Annotated in this window: 19 protein-coding genes; 11 read left to right on the top strand and 8 right to left on the bottom strand. The window is 72.2% G+C overall.

Translation table 11 applies throughout. The annotated features are described in order from the left end of the window. Positions 1-17 precede the first annotated feature (17 nt). The 5 genes from EXE59_RS22205 to cimA all read left to right on the top strand — a co-directional run bounded on the left by EXE59_RS22205 (position 18) and on the right by cimA (position 7774). The gene (locus EXE59_RS22205; RefSeq protein WP_135840834.1) at positions 18-1721 is read left to right on the top strand and encodes a serine/threonine-protein kinase; all 1704 of its coding nucleotides are present in this window, start codon (positions 18-20) and stop codon (positions 1719-1721) included. A gap of 97 nt (positions 1722-1818) precedes the next feature. Then, positions 1819-2838 carry a zinc metalloprotease gene (locus tag EXE59_RS22200; RefSeq protein ID WP_135840833.1) on the top strand — a complete coding sequence of 340 codons (1020 nt, stop codon included), beginning with the start codon at positions 1819-1821 and terminating at the stop codon, positions 2836-2838. A 185-nt stretch (positions 2839-3023) separates the two neighbouring features. Then, positions 3024-5360 (top strand): PQQ-dependent sugar dehydrogenase, encoded by a 2337-nt coding sequence (locus EXE59_RS22195; RefSeq protein WP_210429102.1) that lies wholly within the window; start codon positions 3024-3026, stop codon positions 5358-5360. A 146-nt stretch (positions 5361-5506) separates the two neighbouring features. Then, a complete protein-coding gene (locus EXE59_RS22190; RefSeq protein WP_135840832.1) occupies positions 5507-5923 on the top strand; it encodes a hypothetical protein in 417 nt (138 codons plus the stop codon). A 270-nt stretch (positions 5924-6193) separates the two neighbouring features. Continuing rightward, positions 6194-7774 (top strand): citramalate synthase, encoded by a 1581-nt coding sequence (gene cimA / locus EXE59_RS22185; RefSeq protein WP_135840831.1) that lies wholly within the window; start codon positions 6194-6196, stop codon positions 7772-7774. Positions 7775-7819: 45 nt separating this feature from the next. Here cimA and EXE59_RS22180 read toward each other — a convergent pair whose 3' ends face one another. After that, entirely contained in the window at positions 7820-9592 is a 1773-nt protein-coding gene (locus EXE59_RS22180) for an LVIVD repeat-containing protein (protein WP_135840830.1), read from the bottom strand. A 182-nt stretch (positions 9593-9774) separates the two neighbouring features. Between EXE59_RS22180 and EXE59_RS22175 the strand changes: the two genes are divergently transcribed. Continuing rightward, positions 9775-10452 (top strand): DUF305 domain-containing protein, encoded by a 678-nt coding sequence (locus tag EXE59_RS22175; protein WP_168218639.1) that lies wholly within the window; start codon positions 9775-9777, stop codon positions 10450-10452. Between the two features lie 27 nt (positions 10453-10479). On the opposite strand, the gene EXE59_RS22170 is transcribed toward EXE59_RS22175, so the two are convergent. Then, positions 10480-11070, bottom strand: a complete 591-nt coding sequence (locus tag EXE59_RS22170; RefSeq protein WP_246056990.1) for a TetR/AcrR family transcriptional regulator — start codon at positions 11068-11070, stop codon at positions 10480-10482. 73 nt (positions 11071-11143) lie between these two features. Here EXE59_RS22170 and EXE59_RS22165 point away from each other — a divergent pair, with 73 nt between their 5' ends. The 4 genes from EXE59_RS22165 to EXE59_RS22150 all read left to right on the top strand — a co-directional run bounded on the left by EXE59_RS22165 (position 11144) and on the right by EXE59_RS22150 (position 14477). Then, positions 11144-11698 (top strand): NAD(P)H-dependent oxidoreductase, encoded by a 555-nt coding sequence (locus tag EXE59_RS22165; RefSeq protein WP_135840827.1) that lies wholly within the window; start codon positions 11144-11146, stop codon positions 11696-11698. Between the two features lie 104 nt (positions 11699-11802). After that, positions 11803-13227, top strand: a complete 1425-nt coding sequence (locus EXE59_RS22160; RefSeq protein WP_135840826.1) for an amidase — start codon at positions 11803-11805, stop codon at positions 13225-13227. Positions 13228-13239: 12 nt separating this feature from the next. Then, the gene (locus EXE59_RS22155) at positions 13240-13623 is read left to right on the top strand and encodes a VOC family protein (RefSeq protein ID WP_210429101.1); all 384 of its coding nucleotides are present in this window, start codon (positions 13240-13242) and stop codon (positions 13621-13623) included. Between the two features lie 302 nt (positions 13624-13925). Then, complete coding sequence (locus EXE59_RS22150) at positions 13926-14477, top strand: TetR family transcriptional regulator (RefSeq protein WP_135840825.1); 552 nt, start codon at positions 13926-13928, stop codon at positions 14475-14477. A 5-nt stretch (positions 14478-14482) separates the two neighbouring features. Here the strand turns inward: EXE59_RS22150 and EXE59_RS22145 are convergent, their stop codons facing one another. The 6 genes from EXE59_RS22145 to EXE59_RS22120 are packed head-to-tail and all read right to left on the bottom strand — an operon-like array spanning position 14483 to position 20207. Then, positions 14483-15118: a pentapeptide repeat-containing protein gene (locus EXE59_RS22145; protein ID WP_246056989.1), complete on the bottom strand. Its 636-nt coding sequence runs from the start codon at positions 15116-15118 to the stop codon at positions 14483-14485. A 37-nt stretch (positions 15119-15155) separates the two neighbouring features. After that, a complete protein-coding gene (locus EXE59_RS24910) occupies positions 15156-15881 on the bottom strand; it encodes a FadR/GntR family transcriptional regulator (RefSeq protein WP_135840824.1) in 726 nt (241 codons plus the stop codon). A gap of 4 nt (positions 15882-15885) precedes the next feature. Beyond that, positions 15886-16674 carry a 3-oxoacyl-ACP reductase gene (locus EXE59_RS22135; protein ID WP_135840823.1) on the bottom strand — a complete coding sequence of 263 codons (789 nt, stop codon included), beginning with the start codon at positions 16672-16674 and terminating at the stop codon, positions 15886-15888. After that, a complete protein-coding gene (locus tag EXE59_RS22130; RefSeq protein ID WP_210429247.1) occupies positions 16671-18041 on the bottom strand; it encodes an aldehyde dehydrogenase family protein in 1371 nt (456 codons plus the stop codon). Before EXE59_RS22130 ends, EXE59_RS22135 begins: the two co-directional genes overlap by 4 nt. Before the next feature lie 5 nt (positions 18042-18046). Next, positions 18047-18844: a gamma-glutamyl-gamma-aminobutyrate hydrolase family protein gene (locus EXE59_RS22125; RefSeq protein WP_135840821.1), complete on the bottom strand. Its 798-nt coding sequence runs from the start codon at positions 18842-18844 to the stop codon at positions 18047-18049. Beyond that, a complete protein-coding gene (locus EXE59_RS22120) occupies positions 18831-20207 on the bottom strand; it encodes a glutamine synthetase family protein (protein ID WP_135840820.1) in 1377 nt (458 codons plus the stop codon). Before EXE59_RS22120 ends, EXE59_RS22125 begins: the two co-directional genes overlap by 14 nt. 216 nt (positions 20208-20423) lie before the next feature. On the opposite strand from EXE59_RS22120, the gene EXE59_RS22115 reads away from it, so the two are divergent. After that, positions 20424-21974, top strand: a complete 1551-nt coding sequence (locus EXE59_RS22115; protein ID WP_135840819.1) for an amino acid permease — start codon at positions 20424-20426, stop codon at positions 21972-21974. Positions 21975-21984 lie beyond the last annotated feature (10 nt).

The raw sequence follows: 21984 nt of genomic DNA, 5'->3' as shown, positions 1-21984 counted from the left end.
GCCCGTATCCTCGTGCCGTGACGACGTCCCCGAAGGCGCCGCCGCCCGGGCTCACCGTCGGCGGCTACGCGCTGCGTGCCCGGCTCGGCGAGGGCGGCATGGGCGTGGTCCACCTCGGCCAGAAGCCGGGGGAGCGACCGGTGGCCATCAAGGTCCTGCGCCCGCACGTCGTCGGCGACGACGAGGCCCGACGCCGCCTCGCGCGCGAGGTCAGCTCCCTGAGCCGCGTCCGCAGCCGCCGCATCGCCGAGATCGTCGACGCCGACCCCTTCGGCGACATCCCCTTCGTCGCGACCCGCTACGTCCCGGGCCTGTCGCTGCACGACCACGTGCAGGAGGAGGGTCCCCTGGCCGGGGACGACCTGCTGTGGTTCGCCGACTGCCTCGCCGAGGCGCTGGAGGCCGTGCACGCCGTTGGCGTGCTGCACCGCGACATCAAGCCGTCCAACGTGATCATGGAGGGGCGTACGCCCATCCTCATCGACTTCGGCCTGGCCCGCGTCGCCGACGACTCGCGCATCACGATGAACGGCTGGCTGCTCGGCACGCCCGGCTACCTCGCCCCCGAGATCCTCTACGGCGACGACGCGACAGCCGCCTCCGACGTGCATGCCTGGGCCGCGACCGTCGCCTACGCCGGCACCGGCCGCGCGCCGTACGGCCGGGGTCCCTCCATGGCGATCATGGACCGCGTCCGCCGTGGCGAGCACGACCTCACCGGTCTGGACCCCGACGTCCTCGAGCTGGTCGAGGACGCGCTCGCGCCGTCGCCCGAGGACCGGCCGTCGCTCGACGAGGTCCGTGACTGGCTCGAGGACCTCGCCTCGGAGCCGGCCGGGCACGACGAGAGGGGCACCTCGCGGGACCACCGCGGCCCGGCGCCGGTCACCCTGCCCTACGCCGCGGTCGCGGAGGCGTACGCCGCGCCGACCCACGCCGGCACCGCAGCCGCGGCGCAGGCGCCCCTCGACGAGCCCGTGCACTGGTCAGACGGCTGGGCCGCCCCGGCGGGGGAGCCCGACGACCGCCCGGACGAGGACTGGGAGGCCGCGGGCACGGTCCCGCACCGGCGGACCAGGGTGCTGCCGGACGGCTCCACCGAGTACGTCACCGACTACGGCCCGCCCGCGCGCGAGAGGGTGCCGGCCGGCGAGCGCCTGCGCCGGTCGCTGACGCTCGTCGCCCTCGGGGGTGTCGTCACCGGTGGCATCGTGCTGGCGCCCTGGGCCAGCCTCGCCGTCCTGTTCGTCGCCATCTGGCTGCTGCGGAGCGGCTCGCTCGCCGCCGCGTCCGCCGGCCACCGCCGCGACCGGCGCGGGGTGAAGTGGTACGACGGCATCCAGGTGCTGCTCGCCGCGCCGTGGCACGTCGTCGCCGGCCTCGGCGGCTCGCTCGTCCTCCTCCTCTGGAGTGCCGGGATCGCCTGCGCGGTGGCGCTGCTCTGCTTCGCGGCGTCGCTCTCGATGACCACCTCGCTCGCCGCCATCGGCGGAGCCTTCGCGGTGTCGGCCTGGTGGGGACCCGGTGCCGAGCGCGTCCGCTCCCCGGTGCACCGTCTCGTCGACCCGCTGGCCCGGCGAGGCGTGCCCTGGCTGCTGGTCACCCTGGTGGTGGCGGCGGCCGGCTCGGGGCTGGGAGCGGCCGCGTCGGCACAGGGCACCAGCTGGACGCCGTACGACGACGCGCCGTTCTCCGACGTCCGGCTGCCCGGCTGGCTCTGACAGATTCCGGCAAATCCACCCCGGAGTGGTCTTCCCGCGGGTCGGTGCCGGGGCTTACGTTCCCCTCGACCGACTCCGACGAGAGGGGACCCCCCGCATGAACCCCAGCACCCGCGCACTGCAACGCCTCGGCGTCACGGCCACGGCACTGGCCCTCGGCATGGCCGTGTCCACGCCGACGTTCGGCGCACCGGCGAAGGACAAGGCGGTCGACTGCATCGAGTACGGCGACGTCGCCAAGGCCCCGGCCGGCACGATCCCGCGCGACGACCTCCACGTCGTCCACAAGGACCCGCTGGCCAAGGCGGCCCGCGCGGCGCGTACGTCAGCCAGGGGCAAGCCGGGCGCCACCGCCGCCGCGGCGTTCGCGCCGGTCGAGATCCCGGTCCGCTTCAACGTCGTCTACAAGGACAGGAGCGCGGACGGCGGCTACCTGTCCGACGAGCGGGTCGCGGAGCAGATCAGGGTGCTCAACGAGGGCTTCGCCGGCACCGGCTTCTCGTTCGTGCTCGAGGAGATCCACCGCGTGAAGCAGCCCGAGTGGTTCAACCTGGTCTCGTCCAACGGCGGGCTGCCCCGCTTCTACCGCGGCGGCGGCAAGGAGGTGAAGATGAAGCAGTACTTCTACGACGACAGCACCTCCGAGACGCTGAACATCTACTCCGCCTCGCTGGCGCAGTCGCTGCTGGGCTGGGCCTACTTCCCCTCCGACTTCACCGACGAGTCCACCCTGGGCGACCCGCTGCCGGCCTACCGCGACGGCGTCGTCGTCGACTACCGCAGCCTGCCCACGGTCGAGAACGACACCGGCGACTCGACGGTCTACACCGTCTACGGCGAGGGCGACACCGCGACCCACGAGGTCGGTCACTGGCTCGAGCTCTACCACACCTTCCAGGGCGGGTGCTCCGAGCCGGGTGACTACGTCGCCGACACCGCCCCCGAGGCCTCGCCGGCCTTCCAGTGCCCGGTCGGGCGCGACACGTGCGAGGGCGGGGGAGTCGACCCCATCACCAACTTCATGGACTACACCTACGACTCCTGCATGACGGAGTTCACCGCCGGCCAGGCCGCGCGGATGCAGATGGCGTGGACGGAGTACCGCGCGATCTCGTAGCCGAGCAGGAATCGGCCGATCCTGACCAGGACCCGGCCCGGCGGCGGAAGCTCCATTCCGCCGCCGGGCCGGGTCCGTCGTTCGGCTGCGCGAGGATGCCCTGAACGCGGTATGCGCCGCTCTGCCACCCCGGCCGATGCTGATGGTGGGACGAGCGCGTCCACGCGCTCGGGAAGGGTGAGGCCATGACTCGCATGGCGATCATCACGGCAACGGGACGCGTGGTCGCAGGTCCCGGATCCCCAGCGGGCCTGGCGCGATGGCGGATCCTCCTCGTCACTCTCCTGGCGGCCAGCAGTGCCGCCTTCGTCGCGCTGGGGAGCACCGACGCACGTGGCGCCTCCACCCTGCCCTCCGGTTTCCGGGAGACGGTGGTTCTCAGTGGTCTGACGAACCCGACCGCGGTGCGCTTCGCTGCCGACGGCCGGGTCTTCGTCGCCGAGAAGCGGGGCGTCATCAAGGTCTTCGACTCGCTCACCGACGCGACGCCCGATGTCTTCGCCGACCTCAACGTCAACGTGCACAACTTCTGGGACCGGGGGCTGCTCGGCATGGCACTCGATCCGAGCTTCCCGGCCGAGCCCTACGTCTACGTGCTCTACACCTACGACCACGTGCTGGGATCCTCCGCCGCGGCCCCGCGGTGGGGAACTCCGGGGGTGTACTCCGATCCCTGTCCGACGCCTCCGGGTGCCACTGCCGACGGGTGCGTCGTCAGCGGCCGACTCTCCCGCCTGCAGGCCAGCGGCAACGCCATGACGGGTCCGGAGCACGTACTGGTCGAGGACTGGTGCCAGCAGTACCCGAGCCACTCGATCGGCAGCGTGGAGTTCGGCCGGGACGGCGCCCTCTACGCCAGTGGCGGCGACGGCGCCAGCTTCAACTTCGTCGACTACGGGCAGGACGGGTCCCCGGTGAACCCCTGCGGCGATCCGCCCGGGACCGTCGGCTCGGCCCTCACGCCCCCGACGGCCGAGGGTGGCGCCCTGCGCAGCCAGGACCTCCGGACGCCGAGCGACCCGGTGTCCCTCGACGGCACCGTGATCCGCGTGGACCGCGCCACGGGCGCCGGCGTCGCGGGCAACCCGCTGGCGGCCTCCGCAGACCCGAACGCCCGCCGGATCATCTCCTACGGGCTGCGCAACCCCTTCCGGATCACGCCCCGGCCCGGAACGGACGAGATCTGGGTGGGCGACGTCGGCTGGAACGACTGGGAAGAGATCAACGTCATCCCCTCGGCCGGACAGATGCAGAACTTCGGGTGGCCCTGCTACGAGGGCGCACAGCGCCAGTCGGGCTACGACTCGGCCAACCTGACCATGTGCGAGAACCTGTACGCCTCGCCGGGAGCGGTGACCGCGCCGTACCACGCCTACCACCACAGCAACCGCGTGGTGCCCAACGAGACGTGCCCCACCGGCAGCTCCTCCGTGGCCGGGCTGCAGTTCGAGTTCGCGGCGAGCCAGCACTCCTATCCCGCCGAGTACGACGACGCGCTCTTCTTCGCCGACTACTCCCGGGACTGCATCTGGGTCATGCCCAAGGGCGCCGACGGCAAGCCGGCCCCCGGTCTCGTGCGGACCTTCGTCTCGGGTGCGGCGAACCCCGTCAACCTCCAGGTCGGACCGGGCGGCGACCTCTTCTACGTCGACTTCGACGGCGGGACGATCCGGCGCATCCACTACGAGGCCGGCGGCCAGGCGCCGGTGGCCGTGGCCACCGCGACGCCCACGTCCGGGGCGGCTCCGCTCACGGTGTCGTTCGACGGCACCGCGTCGTACGACCCTGACCCCGGCGACGTGATCACCCACGCCTGGGACCTCGACGGCGACGGTGCGTTCGACGACTCGACGAGCGCGCAGCCGACGTACACCTACACCGTCTCCGGCACCTTCGCGGCGTCGCTCCGGGTCACGGACAGTGACGGTCTCACGGCCACGGACACACTCGTCATCTCGGTCGGCAACACGGCGCCGACGCCCACCATCCAGACACCCACGTCCGGGACCGCGTGGAAGGTCGGCGACGTCCTCAGCTTCTCCGGCTCCGCGACCGATGCCCAGGACGGCGCCATGCCACCCTCGGCGCTGTCGTGGGAGCTGCTGATGCAGCACTGTCCGTCGAACTGCCACAGCCACCAGGTCCAGACGTGGCCCGGGGTGGCCAGCGGCTCGTTCACCGCTCCGGACCACGAGTACCCCTCGCACCTCGAGCTGAGGCTCACCGCGACCGACTCCGGCGGGATGCAGGCCACCCGGAGCGTCCGGCTGGACCCGCGCACGGTGTCGCTGACGTTCCAGACCAATCCGGGTGGGCTGTCGCTGACGGTCGGCGGGAGCACCGCCAAGGCGTCGTTCACGCGGACGGTCATCGTCGGATCCACCAACTCGATCAGTGCCCCAGCGCCGCAGAAGAAGGGCTCGAAGACCTACCAGTTCGTCTCCTGGTCCGACGGCGGCGCGCAGACCCACGACGTGGTCGCTCCGGCGACCAGCCAGACCTTCACCGCGCGGTTCCGCTAGGCCCGGGTCGGGCCACGGTCCGTGCCGTGCGGCGGCGGAACTGTGCGAGAAGTGTGCGGGTCACTGACCGTGGTCGGTGGCCCGCACCCACGCTGGACTGGTGGTGTCGGGACCTACAGGGGGTCCCATCGCGAGGGGAACACCACATGAGCATCACCACCGTACGACGTCTCGGCGTCGTCGCCGGCGCGGCCGCAGCAGCCGTCGCGCTCACGGCGACGAGCGCCAGCGCGCACCACTGCTTCGTCCCGATGTACTCCCTGACCGGGCCGTCGTCGGCCAACTGGTTCGTGGTCTCGGCCGCGATGGGGGCGGGCTTCGAGGGCTACACGGCCGACTGTGCCGGGGCCGAGGAGGCCGGGTACGCCGCGCTGCGCGAGGCGGGCCTCCCGGTCGGCCTCAAGGTCTTCGAGAAGATGACGATCGGGGACCCGAAGCACACCGGCCGGACGAACCCCAACGGGGCCGACGGCGTCGGCCTGGAGTACTTCGGCGACGGCTCGCCGCTGCCGGAGCAGATGGTCGCCACCTACGTCGCCGGCGCGGAGGCGTACGCCTGCTGATCCGGTTCGGGCCTGGGAACGCCAGGGGAACACAGCTGGGGGAAACCGGGCCCCGGGAGCCGTCGTGGGGGCGGAGCCCGGGGCTCGGTCGCGTGCGGGGGCGACCGGATCCCGAGACAGCCGTCTCACGACGGACCGATGCGTGGCACCATCGGTTCCGTGAGCACCACCACGATCATCATTGCCTAGCGCGACGGGACACCCCGCCGCGCACACCTCCTGCACCCCAGGAGGTTTTTTTGTACCCCCGCCCCGACCGAGAGACCACCGATGGACCTGCACGGCTCGTTCCACGTCTACGACACCACCCTGCGCGACGGCGCCCAGCAGGAGGGTCTCAACCTGAGCGTCGCCGACAAGCTGAGCATCGCGCGTCAGCTCGACGGCCTCGGAGTGGGCTACATCGAGGGCGGCTGGCCGGGCGCCAACCCCAAGGACACCGAGTTCTTCCGCCGTGCAGCTGCGGAGCTCGACCTGCGCCACGCACGGCTCGCGGCGTTCGGCGCCACCCGCCGCGCCGGCGTACGTGCCGCCGACGACCCCCTCGTCGCTGCCCTGCGGGACTCCGGCGCGGGCGTGGTCACCCTCGTCGCGAAGTCGCACGACCGCCACGTCGAGCTGGCGCTGCGCACCACGCTGGAGGAGAACCTCGCGATGGTGCGCGACACGATCTCGCACCTGCGCGCCGAGGGGCAGACGGTGTTCCTCGACGCGGAGCACTTCTTCGACGGCTACCGCGCGAACCGGGCGTACGCCCTGGAGGTCCTCCGTACCGCGGCCGAGGCCGGCGCCGAGGTCGTCGCGCTCTGCGACACCAACGGCGGGATGCTGCCAGACTGGGTCTCCGACGTGGTGCTCGACGTGATCGAGACGACCGGTGCCCGCGTCGGCATCCACGCCCACAACGACAGCGGCTGCGCGGTCGCCAACTCGCTCGCCGCGGTGGCGGCCGGGGCGACCCACGTGCAGGGCTGCATCAACGGCTACGGCGAGCGCACGGGCAACGCCGACCTCGTCACCGTCGTGGCCAACCTGGAGCTCAAGCTCGATCGCACCGTCCTGCCGCAGGGGCTGCTGCGCGAGGCGACCCGCATCGCGCACGCCGTGGCGGAGGTCACCAACGTCCCGCCGGCCTCGCGCCAGCCGTACGTCGGCACGTCGGCGTTCGCCCACAAGGCCGGGCTGCACGCGAGCGCGATCAAGGTCGACCCCAACCTCTACCAGCACATGGACCCGGTCGACATCGGCAACGACATGAGGCTGCTCGTCTCCGACATGGCCGGGCGGGCCTCGATCGAGCTCAAGGGCAAGGAGCTCGGCTACGACCTCTCGGCGGACCGGGAGCTGGTCACCCGGGTCACCGACCGGGTCAAGGCGATGGAGCAGCGCGGCCACACCTTCGAGGCCGCCGACGCTTCGTTCGAGCTGCTGCTCGCCGAGGAGGTCGAGGGCAGGCGCCCGTCCTACTTCGACGTCGAGTCGTGGCGGGTCATCACGGAGACCCGTACGGACGGCGAGGCGATCTCCGAGGCGACGGTCAAGCTGCGGTCGGAGGGCGTGAGGTACGTCGTGACGGGCGAGGGCAACGGCCCGGTCAACGCCCTCGACGCGGCGCTGCGCGAGGCGATCGGGCAGGCGTTCCCGGAGGTCGCGAAGTTCGAGCTGATCGACTACAAGGTCCGCATCCTCGACCAGGGCCACGGCACCGACGCCATCACCCGGGTCCTGATCGAGACCACCGACGGGGAGTCGTCGTGGGTCACCGTCGGGGTCGGGGCCAACGTGATCGAGGCGTCGTGGGGCGCGCTCGTCGACGGCCTCACCTTCGGCCTGCGGCGCCACCACCGCTGAGCCGTACGGCGCCGCCACCGCTGGGGTGGCGGCGCCGTACGTCGGTCACAGGCTGTCGCGCAGCTCCCGGAGGGCCTGCTTGAGCTCACCCTGGTCGCCGCTGTCGCCGAGGACCCGGATGGCGTTGGCCAGCTGGTCCTTCGCGGAGGCGGTCTCGCCCTTGCCGGCGAGCAGCTCGGCCTTGGCGAGGTGACGGGTCACCGTCGTCAGCGTCTTGCCGGTCAGCGCGCCCGAGCGGACCGCCTGGTCGTAGTAGGCGCCGGCGACGTTGAAGCTCGGCTCCCACACGATCTTCGGCTGGTGCTGGGCGTTGAACTCGTCGAGCTTCACCTCGCGGGCCGCGTCGAGCTCGTTCTCGCTCAGCAGGTCGCTGGTGAGCAGGCCGAAGGTGTCGAAGCCGCGCGCGATCTCGCTGCCGTAGACCAGGCCGTTGTACCAGTAGGTCGACCACAGCCCGCCGAGGTTGAGCCCTGTCGGGTTGGGGGTGTCGATGGGACCGCGGTCGAAGTAGGCGATCTCGACCGGGGCGGCGGTGTCGCTGAAGTCGATCACCGACAGGCCACCCTGGTACCACGCCTGCACGAGGATGTCGCGTCCCGGCACAGGCACCAGCGACGAGTTGTGCGCCACGCAGTTCTCCTGCGCGGTCTGAGCAGCGGGCATCTTGTAGTAGCTCGCGAACTCCATCTGCTCGCCGGCGATGTCGAAGAGCGCATCGGCGCCCCACTCCGGCTTGTCGGTGACCCGGCAGCGGGCGCTCGTGCCGCCGCCCCACTCGTCGGTGAAGATCACCTTGGTGCCGTCGTTGTTGAACGAGGCGGAGTGCCAGTAGGAGAAGTTCGGGTCGCTGACCGCGTCCAGGCGTACGGGGTTCACCGGGTCCTCGACATCGAGCAGGATGCCGTTGCCCTGGCAGGCGCCGGCCACCAGCTCGCGCGCCGGGAAGGCGGTCACGTCGTGGCAGGTGTTGGTGTTGGGCGTCGGCGAGTACTGCGTGCCGGAGGGGTGCAGGCAGCCGACGGGCTGCTGGGCGCAGGACAACGTGTTCTGCAGCCCGTTGAAGGCACCGGTCGCCGGGTCGGTGAAGATCCGCGGCTGGCTGACGATCGCAGCCGTCTGCGGAGCGGCCAGCGGCACCTTGATGACGTCGATGCGCCACTGCGTCGGGTTGCCCGTGGTGACCGGGCTCTGCGTCAGCGTGGCGTTCTCGCAGCCGGCGAGCTCGAGCGGCGAGCGGACCCCGGACGTGCCGGAGTTGTAGATGTAGATGTTCTCGGAGTCGTCGGGGTCGGTCACGATCGTGTGGGTGTGGGACCCTCGGCAGGTCTGCACGCCCGGCAGCTGGACCGGGTTGGCGACGTCACGGATGTCGAAGATCCGTACGCCGCGGAACCGCTCGGCGTTGACGGTGCCGGGCGCGCCCTGGGTGCCGCAGTCGATGCGGCCACGGGTCTCCTCGACCGACATGAAGAGCAGGTCGCCGTGGACGGACAGGTCACCCTGGCCGCCCGGGCAGACGAACGACGACTCGAGGACCGGGTCGGTGGGGTCGGACAGGTCGTAGACCTGGAATCCGTTGAAGCTGCCGACGAACGCGCGGTCGCCGGAGAAGGCGAGGTCGGAGTTGACGAAGCCGAAGTTGCCGGGCAGTGCGTCGAACGGCGCCACGCGGGGGTCGTTGTCGAGCAGCTCGATGTTGCTCGCCGCGTCAGACCACGGGATGTAGCCGGGCGCGAGGTCCTCGCGGGGGTCGTCGGCGGCGTACGCCGCGGCGGGCAGGAGCGCGGCCGCCAGCACGATCACCCCCGCCGCGCGCATCGTGGTCCTGTTCCTACGGGGTTGACGAGACATCGCGGGGGCCTCCCAAGGTCAGGTCGGCACGTGGTGCTCGGTCCGGAAGGTCCGCGGCGTGGTCGACCTACTATGACCTGTCAACGTAGCGATGACAGGTCGGCACCGCCAGCCCCAGAATGTGGCACGACCTCGTGAATGGAGACCCCATGCCGACGACCCCGAACCTCCGTCCCGGCCGGACCGCTGCCGCGCTCGTCGTGCTGCTGGTCGGCGTGGCGGGGTGCACCTCGGAGGCCGGGCCCGAGCCCGAGGAGACGGCCGCGCCGGTGGTGCAGCTCGGTGCACCGGGGGAGTCCGGCACCACGCTGTCGCCGGAGGAGGCGGAGAGCATCGAGGAGCCGGCGTACACGGACGCCGACGTCGCCTTCGTCCAGGGGATGATCCCGCACCACCAGCAGGCCCTGGAGATGACCGCGCTCGTCGACCGGCGCGCCGACGACCCGGGCCTCGCCGCGATGGCCGAACGGATCGAGGTCACCCAGGTCGCCGAGATCGTGCAGCTCCAGGGGTGGTTGACCGGACGCGGCGAGAGCGTGTCGGGCATGCACGCCGGGCACTCCGACGGCGGGCACGGGATGCCCGGGATGCTCACGCCACAGGAGATGGCCAGGCTCGAGAGGGCGTCGGGGCCGCGATTCGACCGGCTGTTCCTGCAGGGCATGATCCGCCACCACGAGGGCGCCGTGGTGATGGTGGAGATGCTGCTGACCGAGGGCGAGGGCGGGCAGGAGTCCGAGGTGTTCCAGCTCGCGAGCCACATCGGGACCGACCAGCAGGTCGAGATCGCGGCGATGAAGCGCAAGCTCGCCGAGCTCGAAGGCTGACCGGGGCGTACGGGCTGCGCCGGCCCGTCAGCAGCCGACCACGCGACGCACGAGGTCGTCCCAGCCTGCCTCGATCCGCTCGAGCGAGATGTGCTCGGCGTTGACCTGCTGGTCGAGCACGACCATCTCGAGGGGCGTGAGCAGTGCCGTGGCGAGCATCAGCAGGTCGCCGGTGACGCCGAGCTCACCGAGGAGGTAGCGCACGTGCATGTTGGCGAAGGACAGCGCCGCAGCGGAACGGGTGCCGGGGCGACCGGCCGCCGCGATGAGCTCGGCATGGGTCAGGTTCGTCCGGAGCCGGGAGTGACCGAAGGCCAGCAGCCGCTCCATCGGCGGGGCGCCCGGTCCGAGCGGCGGGGGACCGGAGATGACACTGGCCTGCCACGCCGTCTCCGACTCGTTGAGCACCGCGCCCATGAGTCCCTCGCGGCTCTCGAAGCGCCGGAACAGCGTGCCCTTGCCGACGCCCGCCTCGGTCGCGACCGTGTCCATCGTCACGCAGCCGACGCCCTTGGTCTGCACGAGGCGCAGCGCGGCTGCGAGGATCGCCTCCCGGTTGCGCGCCGCGTCGGCCCGCTCCGGAGCGGGCTCGTCCGCGAGCGGCAGCAGGTGGGTCACGCCGGCAAGACTAGGTGCGGGAAAAGTTCCGCCGCACCGGAATAGAAGCGGACCGTGGTCCGTTTCGACCTCCATGACCACTGACAAGCAGACCCGCGTCGCCGTGCTCCTCGGTTCCTACCGCGCCGGCTCCCTCAACCGCCGCATCGCCGAGCACCTGCGCGACCACGCCCCGGCCGGCGTGACCGTCGACGTCGTCGAGGGCATCGACGCCATCCCGTTCTACAACGAGGAGATCGACGGCGAGACGGCTCCCGCCGCCGCGACCGCGCTGCGCGAGTCCGTCGCCGCCGCCGACCGCGTCCTCGCCGTCACCCCCGAGTACAACGGCACCATGCCGGCCGTGCTCAACAACGCCATCGACTGGCTCTCGCGTCCCTACGGCCAGGGCGCCATCGTCGGCAAGCCCTTCGCGGCCATCGGCGCCACGCCCACGCCGTACGGCGGCAAGTGGTCGCACGAGCACGCCCGCCACTCCGCCACCATCGCCGGCGCCGTGGTGGTCGAGGGCATCGTCGTCGACGAGCCCGCCGTGGACGGTGACCCCCTGCAGGACGAGGCCGCCGTCCGGCGCTTCCTCGGCGCTCTCGACGCGCTCGTGGCACACGAGGTCGAGGCCGCGGCCTGATCGCCACCTCGGTCTCGACACGCTCGCCCAGCGGCTCACCGCTGGTTGAGCCGGGCGAGGAACGAGCCCGAGTCGAAACCGAGGCCACCGGCTAGGTTCGGCGTGTGCTCCACGACCTGACCGCGCTCGAGCAGGGCGACGCCGTGCGCAACGGTGACGTGTCGCCGCTCGAGCTCGTCGAGCACTACGCCGACCGCGCCGGCTCGGTGGAGGTGGGTGCCTTCATCACCACCACCCACGAGCTGGCGCGGGAGCACGCGCGCCGCCTGACCTCCCTCCTCGCCGGGTCGGGACGCCCCACGGACGCAGGTCCGCTCTGGGGCGTCCCGACCGGCATCAAGGACCTGCATGCCACCGCGGGGGTGCGCACCACCTTCGGCTCGGCGGCGTACGACGACTTCGTCCCCGACGCCTCCGACGACCTCGTCCTGACCGTCGAGGCCGCGGGGATGCCGAGCCTGGGCAAGACCAACACGCCGGAGTTCGGCTCGCCCTGCTACACCGAGCCCGACGTGGCGCCCGCGGCCGTGACGCCGTGGGACCCGAGCCGTACGGCGGGCGGGTCCTCCGGCGGAGCGGCCGCGGCCGTGGCGGCCGGCCTGCTCCCGGTCGCCCCCGGCTCGGACGGCGGCGGGTCGATCCGGATCCCCGCGTCCTGCTGCGGTCTCGTCGGCCTCAAGCCCAGCCGTGGCCGGATCAGCGGCGCCCCGCGCTACGGCGACCCGGTCGGCCTCGCGACCGCCGGCACCCTCGCCCGTACGGTCCGCGACGCGGCCGCGCTGCTCGACGTCCTCGCCGGGCGGCGGGTGGGCGACCCGTTCTGGGCGCCGGCGCCGAGCGGCCCTTTCCTCGACGCGTGCGACCGCGACCCCGGCCGGCTGCGCGTCGCCCGCTTCATCACCCCGGTCATCACCGACGTCGACGTGCATCCGTCGTCCGTGACCGCCTGGGACGACGCCTCCCACCTGCTCGAGTCGCTGGGCCACGACGTCGAGGACGTGCCCGTGCCGATCCCGCCGGACGCGGTCGCCGACTTCGAGACCTGCTGGGCCGTCCTCACCGCCCTCTCGCCCGCGCCACCCGGCCGTGAGGACCGGCTCCGCCCACTCACGCGCTGGCTCGGCGGGATCGGTCACGCGGTCAGCGGCCCCGACTTTGGGCTCGCCATCGGCCGCCTGCGCCAGCACGCGGCGGCGGCCCTCGCGGCGCTGGCTCCGTACGACGTCGTGCTCACGCCGACCCTCGCCCGGCCGCCCGCCCTGGTCGGCGAGCTGCGCGACGACGCCGATCCGGCCCGCGACTTCGCGAACCAGAAGGCCTTCACGCCGTGGACGTCCGCCTGGAACGTCACCGGCATGCCCGCGATGTCGCTGCCGCTGCACTGGACCGACGACGGCCTGCCGGTCGGGGTGATGCTCGCCGCGCGGCCGGCCGAGGAGGAGCTGCTGCTCTCGCTGGCCGCCCAGGTCGAGCAGGCCGCGGCCGACGCGGGCGCGGCATGGGTGGACAGGCGCCCGCCCTGCTGGTGAGGTGAGGCATGGGTGAGCTCACGCCGTACCTCTGCGTCGCCGACGCGCGGGCTGCGATCGACTGGTACGTCGCCGTGCTCGGCGCCGAGGTCGTGCTCGACCCCGATCGTCACGGACGACGGCCGGATCGGCCACGTCGAGCTCGCCGTCGGCGGCGGCCGTTGGATGATGTCCGCGGAGTTCGCGTCCGCCGGGGTCGCGGCACCGGACGCCTCGCGCGGCGCCGCGGTCTCGCTGCACCTCGAGGTCGACGACGTCGACGCGCTGTGCGAGCGGGTGGTGGCGGCCGGGGTCGTCCTCGACCGCGGTCCCGAGGACAGCCCGCCGGCCGGGCGGGTGGCGGTGTTCCGGGACCCGTTCGGGCACCGCTGGTTCCTCAACCAGCCGCTCGACTGACTCGTTGTGCTGAACTTCCACTCGCACGAGTGGAAGTCCAGCGCCCCGTCGCCGCGTCCACGCTCAGCCTCAGATGAAGATCGACCCGTACGCGTGGAAGTCCATCGACCGGGTCGCGTGCCACGCCGAGCGCAGCGGCACCCGCGCGACATGGCGAGCACGAGCGTCACGGCCAGGAACACCGGTGCGGCACGGGGGAGTGACCTGAACGGCGTTCAGGATGAACTGTGTTCAGGTTAGGCTGGTCGTGGGGACCGACGTCAACGACGTCCCGTCCCTGACAGCGACCCGAGGAGAGCGTGATGGCCCACAAGCGCAGCGACGTGCTGGCCCACGCGGTCGCGCTGCTCGACACCCACGGCCTGTCCGCCCTCACCATGCGTCGCCTCGGTGCGGAGCTCGACGTGCAGCCGAGCGCGATCTACCACCACTTCGCCAGCAAGCAGGCGCTGCTCGCGGCCGTGGCCGACGAGATCCTCGCCCGCGGCGCCCGACCTCGTACGGCCTCCGCGTGGCCCGACCAGCTGCGCGAGGTCTGCTCCGAGCTGCGCGACGCGATGCTGGCCTGCACCGACGGCGCCGACGTCGTCGCGACGGTGTGGGCGTTCGGACTCGGCGCGGCCGCCCCGGTCGCGGACCTGGAGAAGGTGCTGACCGACGCCGACGCTCCCCCCGAGCTCGTCGCGGTCGCCTCGCGGACGCTGGTGCACTACGTCTTCGGCCATGCCTTCGAGGAGCAGACCGCGCGCCAGGCCGTCAGCCTCGGGGCCGTCGAGCGCTCGCTCGACTCGCTGCCCGACTTCGACCTCGGGCTCGACCTCGTCATCGACGGTCTGCGCGCCCGCCTGGGCTGAGGCCATCACGCGGAGGTGTCGACGTCGGCGCCCACCAGCTCGGCGAGCAGGACCGCGCCGGCCAGGTCGAGCCGGGTCCGCTCGAGCTCGGCGGCAGCGAGGTCGACGCCGTCGAGGCTGGCGCCGCGGAGGTCGGTGCGGTCGAGCCTGGTCTGCCGCAGCGTCGCCCGGTCGAGCCGGGCGCGGGCCAGCGTGCTCAGGGTGAGGTCGGACATCGACAGGTCCGCCTCGCGCAGGTCGACGCCGGTGAGGTCGAGGCGGGACAGGTTGGTGCCGCGGATCGTCACCCCCAGCCACGAGCCGCCCGTCACCGTGAGGGGGCGCAGGGTGCAGTCGGAGAACGCCGAGCCGACCAGCTTGCAGCCGTCGAGCGTGGCGTCGAAGAACGACGTCCGCCGGAAGTCGCAGCCGACGAACGCGGTCGCGGTGTGGGTGGAGGCGTTGAACCGGCCGCCGTGGAAGGTGCACCGCTCGAACGTCGCGCCCGTCGTGGTGGCCTCGGAGAGGTCCACGTCGGTGAAGGTGCAGTCGACGAAGCGGGCCGCGCCCAGGTCGTCGCCGTACCAGTCGTCGCCGCGGAAGTGTTGGTTGCGGTGGGGCCTGTCGTGGTGGGGGTGACCGGTCGCGTCCATCGGCTCCATGGCGGCCACGCTAGCGAGCCCGGGGACAGGGGGCCGCTCAGGCCAGGAAGCCCCGCAGCAGGGCGGCGGACCCAGCGAGGTGCTCCTCGGCCGCGGCGGCCGCGACGTCCGGCTGGCCCGCCAGGATCGCGGTGACCAGAGTCCGGTGCTGCTCGTCGGAGTGCGCGATGTTGCGCTCCAGCAGGGGGATCCCGTCGAGGAACCGGTTGACCCGCATGCGGTTGTCGGCGACGAGGGTGACGAGCGAGCGCACCCCGGTGATCTCGGCGACGACGAGGTGCAGCCGCGAGTCCAGCCGCCGGTAGTCGGCCGGCGATGCGCCGGTCACCTCCTCGAGCGCGCGCCAGACCAGGTCCCGCTCGGGTGCCGGCAGCGTCCGCGACGCCGCCAGCCGGGCGGCCCCCACCTCCAGCACCTCGCGGAGCGCGAGGACCTCCTCGAGGTCGACCGCCTCGGCGCCTGCCGCCTCGGCGCCGTCGTGCGCTTCGGGACGAGGCAGCTCGTCGGCGACGAAGGTCCCGCCGTAGCGGCCGCGCCGCGCCACGACGTACCCCGCCTCGCCGAGCGAGCGCAGGGCCTCGCGCACGGTGTCGCGGCTGACCCCGAGCCGGACCGCGAGGTCGCGCTCGGACGGCAGCGACTCGCCCGGCGCGACCACGCCGAGGCGGATCGTCTGCAGCAGCCGCTGCACCGTGTCCTCGAAGGCGTTGCCCGGCCGGACGGGTCGGAAGAACGTCTCCTCGGCGAGGCGGGACTCGGTCATCGGATCAGAGCGGCGTCACGTACGCCGCGTGGATGCCGCCGTCGACGAGGAAGCTGCTGGCGGTGATGAACGACGCGTCGTCGCTGGCGAGGAACGCCACTGCGGCGGCGAGCTCCTCGGGCTCGGCGAACCGGCCGACCGGGACGTGGACCAGGCGTCGCGCCGCACGTTCGGGATCCTTGGCGAACAGCTCCTGGAGGAGCGGGGTGTTCACCGGGCCGGGGCACAGCGCGTTGACCCGGATGCCCTGGCGTGCGTACTGCACGCCGAGCTCGCGTGACATCGCGAGCACGCCGCCCTTGGAGGCGGTGTAGGAGATCTGCGAGGTGGCCGACCCCATCACCGCGACGAACGACGCGGTGTTGATGATCGACCCGCGCTGCTGGGGTGCCATGTGACGCAGGGCCGCGCGGCAGCAGAGGTAGACCGAGGTGAGGTTGACCAGCTGCACGCGGTCCCACGCGTCGAGGTCGGTCGACTCGATGAGGTCGTCCTCGGGCGGCGAGATGCCGGCGTTGTTGAAGGCGATGTCGACCGAGCCGTGCGACGCGGCGACGGAGTCGAAGAGCGCGTCCACCTGCTCCCGGTCGGCGACGTCGACGGCGACGAACGTGCCCCCGACCTCCTCGGCCGCCGCACCGCCGGTCTCGGGGTCGAGGTCCGCGACCACGACGCGCGCGCCCTCGGCGGCGAGCCGGCGGGCCGAGGCCAGGCCGATGCCCGATGCGCCGCCGGTGACGACGGCGACGCGGTCGCGCAGCCGCTGGGTGAGGTCGACGCGGGTGGTGCTCATGAGGACTCCTCGGCTGGCTCGACGGCGATGAACACGTTCTTGGTCTCGGTGAACGACAGGGGCGCGTCGGGGCCGAGCTCGCGGCCCACCCCGGACTGCTTGAACCCGCCGAACGGCGTCGTGAAGCGCACCGAGGAGTGCGAGTTGACCGACAGGTTGCCGGCCTCCACCGCCCGGCTCACCCGTACGGCGCGGGACACGTCGCGGGTCCAGATCGACCCGGACAGGCCGTAGTCGGAGTCGTTGGCCAGCGCGATCGCGTCGGCCTCGTCCTCGAACGGCAGCACCGCCACCACCGGGCCGAAGATCTCCTCGCGCGCCGTACGGTCCCCGCGCGAGGGCGTCAGCACCGTCGGGGGGAACCAGAAGCCGGGGCCGTCCGGCGCCGTGCCGCGGAACGCCACCGGCGCGTCGTCGGGGACGTAGGAGGCGACGTTCTCCCAGTGGGCACGGGAGACAAGCGGGCCCATCTCGGTGCTGCGGTCGCGTGGGTCACCCACTCGTACGCCGGCGACCGCGGGCTCGAGCAGCTCCATGAAGCGGTCCAGCACGCTGCGCTGGACGAGGATCCTGCTGCGGGCGCAGCAGTCCTGCCCGGCGTTGTCGAAGACGCCGTACGGCGCGGTCGCCGCGGCCTTCTCCAGGTCGCTGTCCGCGAAGACGATGTTGGCGCTCTTGCCGCCGAGCTCGAGGGTGACCTGCTTGACCTGGGCGGCGGCCCGCGCCATCACCCGGGTGCCCGTCGCGGTCGATCCGGTGAAGACCACCTTGCGCACGTCCGGGTGGTCGACGAGGCGCTCACCGACCACGGAGCCCTTGCCGGTCACGACCTGCAGCAGGCCCTCGGGCAGGCCGGCCTCGAGCGCGAGCTCGGCCAGGCGCAGCGACGTCAGCGGCGTCCACTCGGCCGGCTTGAGGACGACGGCGTTGCCGGCGGCCAGCGCGGGGGCGAAGCCCCACGACGCGATCGTCATCGGGAAGTTCCACGGCGTGACGACGCCGACGACGCCGATCGGCTCGGCGAAGGTGAGGTCGAGGCCGCCGGCGACCGGGATCTGGCGACCGAAGAGGCGCTCCGGGGCGGCGGAGTAGTAGGTGAGCACGTCGCGGACGTGCCCGGCCTCCCACTCGGCCTGAGCGAGGGGATGCCCGGAGTTGCGCACCTCGAGGTCGGCCAGCTCGTCGACGTGGGCGTCCACCGCGGCGGCGAAGGAGCGCAGCGCGGCCGCGCGGTCGGCCGGCGCGAGGGCGGCCCACCGCCGCTGGGCGGTCCTCGCCCGCGCGACGGCGTCGTCGACGTCGCCCGCCTCCAGCTCGGGGACGCTCGTCACGACCGACTCGTCGGCCGGGTTGACGATGTCGAACATCGCGGTCACGCCATCTCCCTCTGTCGCTGCTCCAGCTGGTCACGTGCTGCCTGCACGAGCGACTCCATCAGCCGCAGGTCGTCGAGCGTCTGCTCGGGGTGCCACTGCACGCCGACCGCGAAGCGGGTGGCGTCGAGCTCGGCGTCGAGCTCGCCGTCGAGCTCGACGCCCTCGACGACGCCGTCCTCGGCGTGCGCCGTCGCCCGCAGGCCGTCGGGCAGCCGCTCCACGGCCTGGTGGTGGTAGCAGGACACCCGCGCGTCGCTGCCCAGTGCGGCGGCGACCCGGCTGCCGGCGACCGTACGCACCGTGTGCGAGGCGAACTCGCCCGGTCCGTGCTTGTGCGCCCCGGCCGTGGGCAGGTCGGGCACGTGCTGCACGAGGGTCCCGCCGAGCGCCACCGTCAGCACCTGTGCGCCGCGGCAGATGCCCAGCAGCGGCACGCCGCGCTCCAGCGCGGCCCGGGTGAGGGCGATCTCCCACTCGTCGCGATCGGTCGCCGGCGGGTCGGCCGTCTCGTGCGGTTCCGCGCCGTAGCGGCGGGCGTCGACGTCACGGCCGCCCGCCAGGACGAGCGCGTCGACCCGGTCGAGGACCTCGCGGACCGGCGAGGCGCCGGAGCCGGGCGGCGGGAGCAGCACCGGCACGCCGCCCGCTCGCGTCACCAGCTCGACGTAGTCGTACTGCAGGTAGGCCGCCGGGACGTCCCAGACGCCCTGCCGGGCGCGCTCGACGTACGTCGTGACCCCGACGACGGGGCGGCGGGGACCAGCCTCGGGAGGGGTGGTGTCACATCCGTTCAAAGCACCTCACCCGTTCCCAGTCGGTGACCGCAGCGTCGTACGCCTGCTGCTCGACGCGGGCGTTGTTGAGGTAGTGCTCGACCACCCCGTCGCCGAAGGCGGCGCGGGCGACGGCGGAGCCCTCGAACAGGTCGGCCGCCTCGCGCAGCGTGGTCGGCAGCCGGTCGACGTCGCTGGTGTAGGCGTTGCCCTCGAACGCCGGCTCGAGCGGGAGCTCGTTCTCGATGCCGTGCAGGCCGGCCGCGATGATCGCCGCGACCGCGAGGTAGGGGTTCACGTCGCCGCCCGGGACCCGGTTCTCCAGGCGCATGCCGAGCCCGTGCCCGACGACCCGCAGGGCGCAGGTGCGGTTGTCCATGCCCCACGCGACTGCGGTCGGCGCGAAGCTGCCCTCGACGAAGCGCTTGTACGAGTTGATGTTGGGCGCGAGGAACAGCGTCAGCTCGCGCATGCACGCGAGCTGGCCGGCGACCCAGTGCTCGAAGAGCTGCGACATCCCGTGGGGCCGCGACTCGTCCGCCATGACCGCCGAGCCGTCGTCGCCGCGCACCGAGAGGTGCACGTGGCAGCTGTTGCCCTCGCGCTCGTCGTACTTCGCCATGAAGGTCAGGCTCTTGCCGTGGAGGTCGGCGATCTCCTTGGCGCCGTTCTTGTAGATCGTGTGGTTGTCACAGGTGACCAGGCCGTGGTCGTAGCGGAACGCGATCTCCTGCTGGCCCAGGTTGCACTCGCCCTTGGAGCCCTCGCAGTACATCCCCGCGCCCTCCATCCCGCGGCGGATGTCGCGCAGCAGCGGCTCCATCCGGGTCGAGCCGAGCATGGCGTAGTCGATGTTGTAGTCGCTGCCGGGACGCAGGTCGGCGTACCGACGGGCGAAGGCGTCCCGGAAGGTGTCGTCGAAGACCATGAACTCGAGCTCGGTGCCGGCGTAGGGCACGAGCGATCGCTCGGCGAGGCGGTCGACCTGGCGCCGGAGGATGCTGCGCGGCGCGGCGGCGACGGGGGAGCCGTCGAACCACTCGAGGTCGGCCATCACCAGCGCGCCGCCCGGCAGCCACGGCGTGAGCCGCAGGGTCGACAGGTCGGGGCGCATGACCATGTCGCCGTAGCCGCGCTCCCAGCCCGACATCGCGTAGCCGGCGACCGTGTTCATCTCGACGTCGACGGCCAGGAGGTAGTTGCAGCACTCGGCGCCGTGCGGCTCGACCTCCTCGAGGAACAGCCGCGAGGAGACCCGCTTGCCGACCAGCCGGCCCTGCATGTCGGCGAACCCGACGACGACGGTGTCCACGTCGCCGGCGTCGACCAGGGCAGCCAGGTCGTCGAGCGAGAGGAGGCCTGAGGTGTGCCGGTCACGTGCCATGGGACCTCCTGGGATGGGAGCTGTGAGGGGCTGCGGTGTGCGACCAGTTATCCGCTCATTGACGAGCGCAGTCAACCATTGCAGCCCAGCTGCCGGGTGACAGTGTCCCTCGACTCCGTGGAATCTCCGGCCCAAAGGTATAGCGGGCCTGCCATTGGCGGGTCTAGCATCCGGCCAGAGCCGTCGTGCGACCCAGTCCTTCGAGGAGTGTCCGAGATGAGCAAGCAAACCCGCAACGTCTCCGGTGTGAGCTACCACCACGCGGAGGAGGGCTACTTCGACAAGCGCCAGCTGCAGCGCTCGGCCGGGTTCTGGGGGCTGTGGGGCATCGGTGTCGCCGCCGTCATCTCCGGTGACTTCTCCGGCTGGAACTTCGGCATCGGCGAGGCCGGCTGGGGCGGCCTCGCCGTCGCCGGCGTCGTCATCGTGGTCATGTACTTCGGGATGCTGTTCTCCATCGGCGAGATGTCGGCCGCGATGCCGCACACCGGTGGCGCCTACTCGTTCGCCCGCTCGGCGATGGGCCCGTGGGGTGGGTTCGTGACCGGGCTCGCCGAGACGATCGAGTACGTCTTCACCACCGGCGTGATCGTGCTGTTCTCCGCGCTCTACCTCGACTCGATCACTGACGAGCTCTTGGGCCTGAGTGTCGGTGACGACCAGTGGATCTGGTGGATCGTCCTCTACGCGGTCTTCGTCGGGCTCAACTCGGCGGGCGCGGAGATCTCCTTCAAGTTCGCCATCGTCGTCGCGATCATCTCGATCGGCGTGCTGGTCCTGTTCGCGGTGCTCGCGATCGCCAACGGCGCCGTCGACTTCGGTCGCCTGATGGACATCGAGCCCGAGCCCGGCAACAGCGAGTTCCTCCCGTACGGCTGGCTCGGCGTGCTCTACGCGCTGCCGTTCGCGATGTGGTTCTTCCTCGGCATCGAGGAGCTGCCGCTGGCCGCGGAGGAGGCCCACTCGCCGCAGACCGACATCCCGCGCGCCGGGATCATCGGGCTCATCACGCTGTGCGCGACCGGCGCCCTGGTCTTCGTCCTCAACCCGGCGGTGACCGGCTCCGCCGCGCTCGGCGCGTCGGGCGAGCCGCTGCTCGACGGCTTCCGGGCCTTCCTGTCCGACGACCTCGCCGCACTGCTGTCCCTGTTCGCGCTGATCGGCCTGCTCGCAAGCCTGCAGGGGATCATGTTCGCCTACGGCCGCAACATGTACTCGCTGAGCCGCGCCGGCTACTACCCGAAGTTCCTGTCGATCACCGGCGCGCGCAAGACCCCGTGGGTGGCGCTGGTGGCCGGAGCCGCGTTCGGCTTCGTGGTGCTGCTCGTCGTCGACATCCTGGCCCGCCGCGGCGGCGAGGCGGGCGAGCAGGCGACCGCGATCGTCCTCAACATCGCCGTCTGGGGCGCGGTCCTCGCCTACGTGCTGCAGATGGTGTCGTACGTGCTGCTGCGCCAGAAGTTCCCGACCGCCAAGCGGCCCTACGTCAGCCCCGTCGGCGTACCGGGTGCCGTGGTCGCCGGCGTCATCGCGGGCATCACCTTCATCGGCGTCTTCATCAACCCCGACTTCCGCCCGGCCATCGTGGCCATCGCCGTGGTGTACGCGATCGGCCTGGCGCTCTTCGGGGTCGTGGGCCGACACCGTCTGATCCTGTCGCCGGAGGAGGAGTACGCGGTGAGCCACGGCCTGCACGGCGACCCCGAGGCTGAGGGCTACGGCGGCTCGGTCGAGGACGAGCTGCTGGCCGAGGAGGACCGCGGGTAGTTCGGGACCA

Source organism: Nocardioides eburneiflavus, from assembly GCF_004785795.1.
GTDB classification, from domain to species: Bacteria; Actinomycetota; Actinomycetes; order Propionibacteriales; family Nocardioidaceae; genus Nocardioides; species Nocardioides eburneiflavus.
Note: the sequence above shows the minus strand (reverse complement) of the source record. Positions and strands in the feature narration are given on the sequence as shown.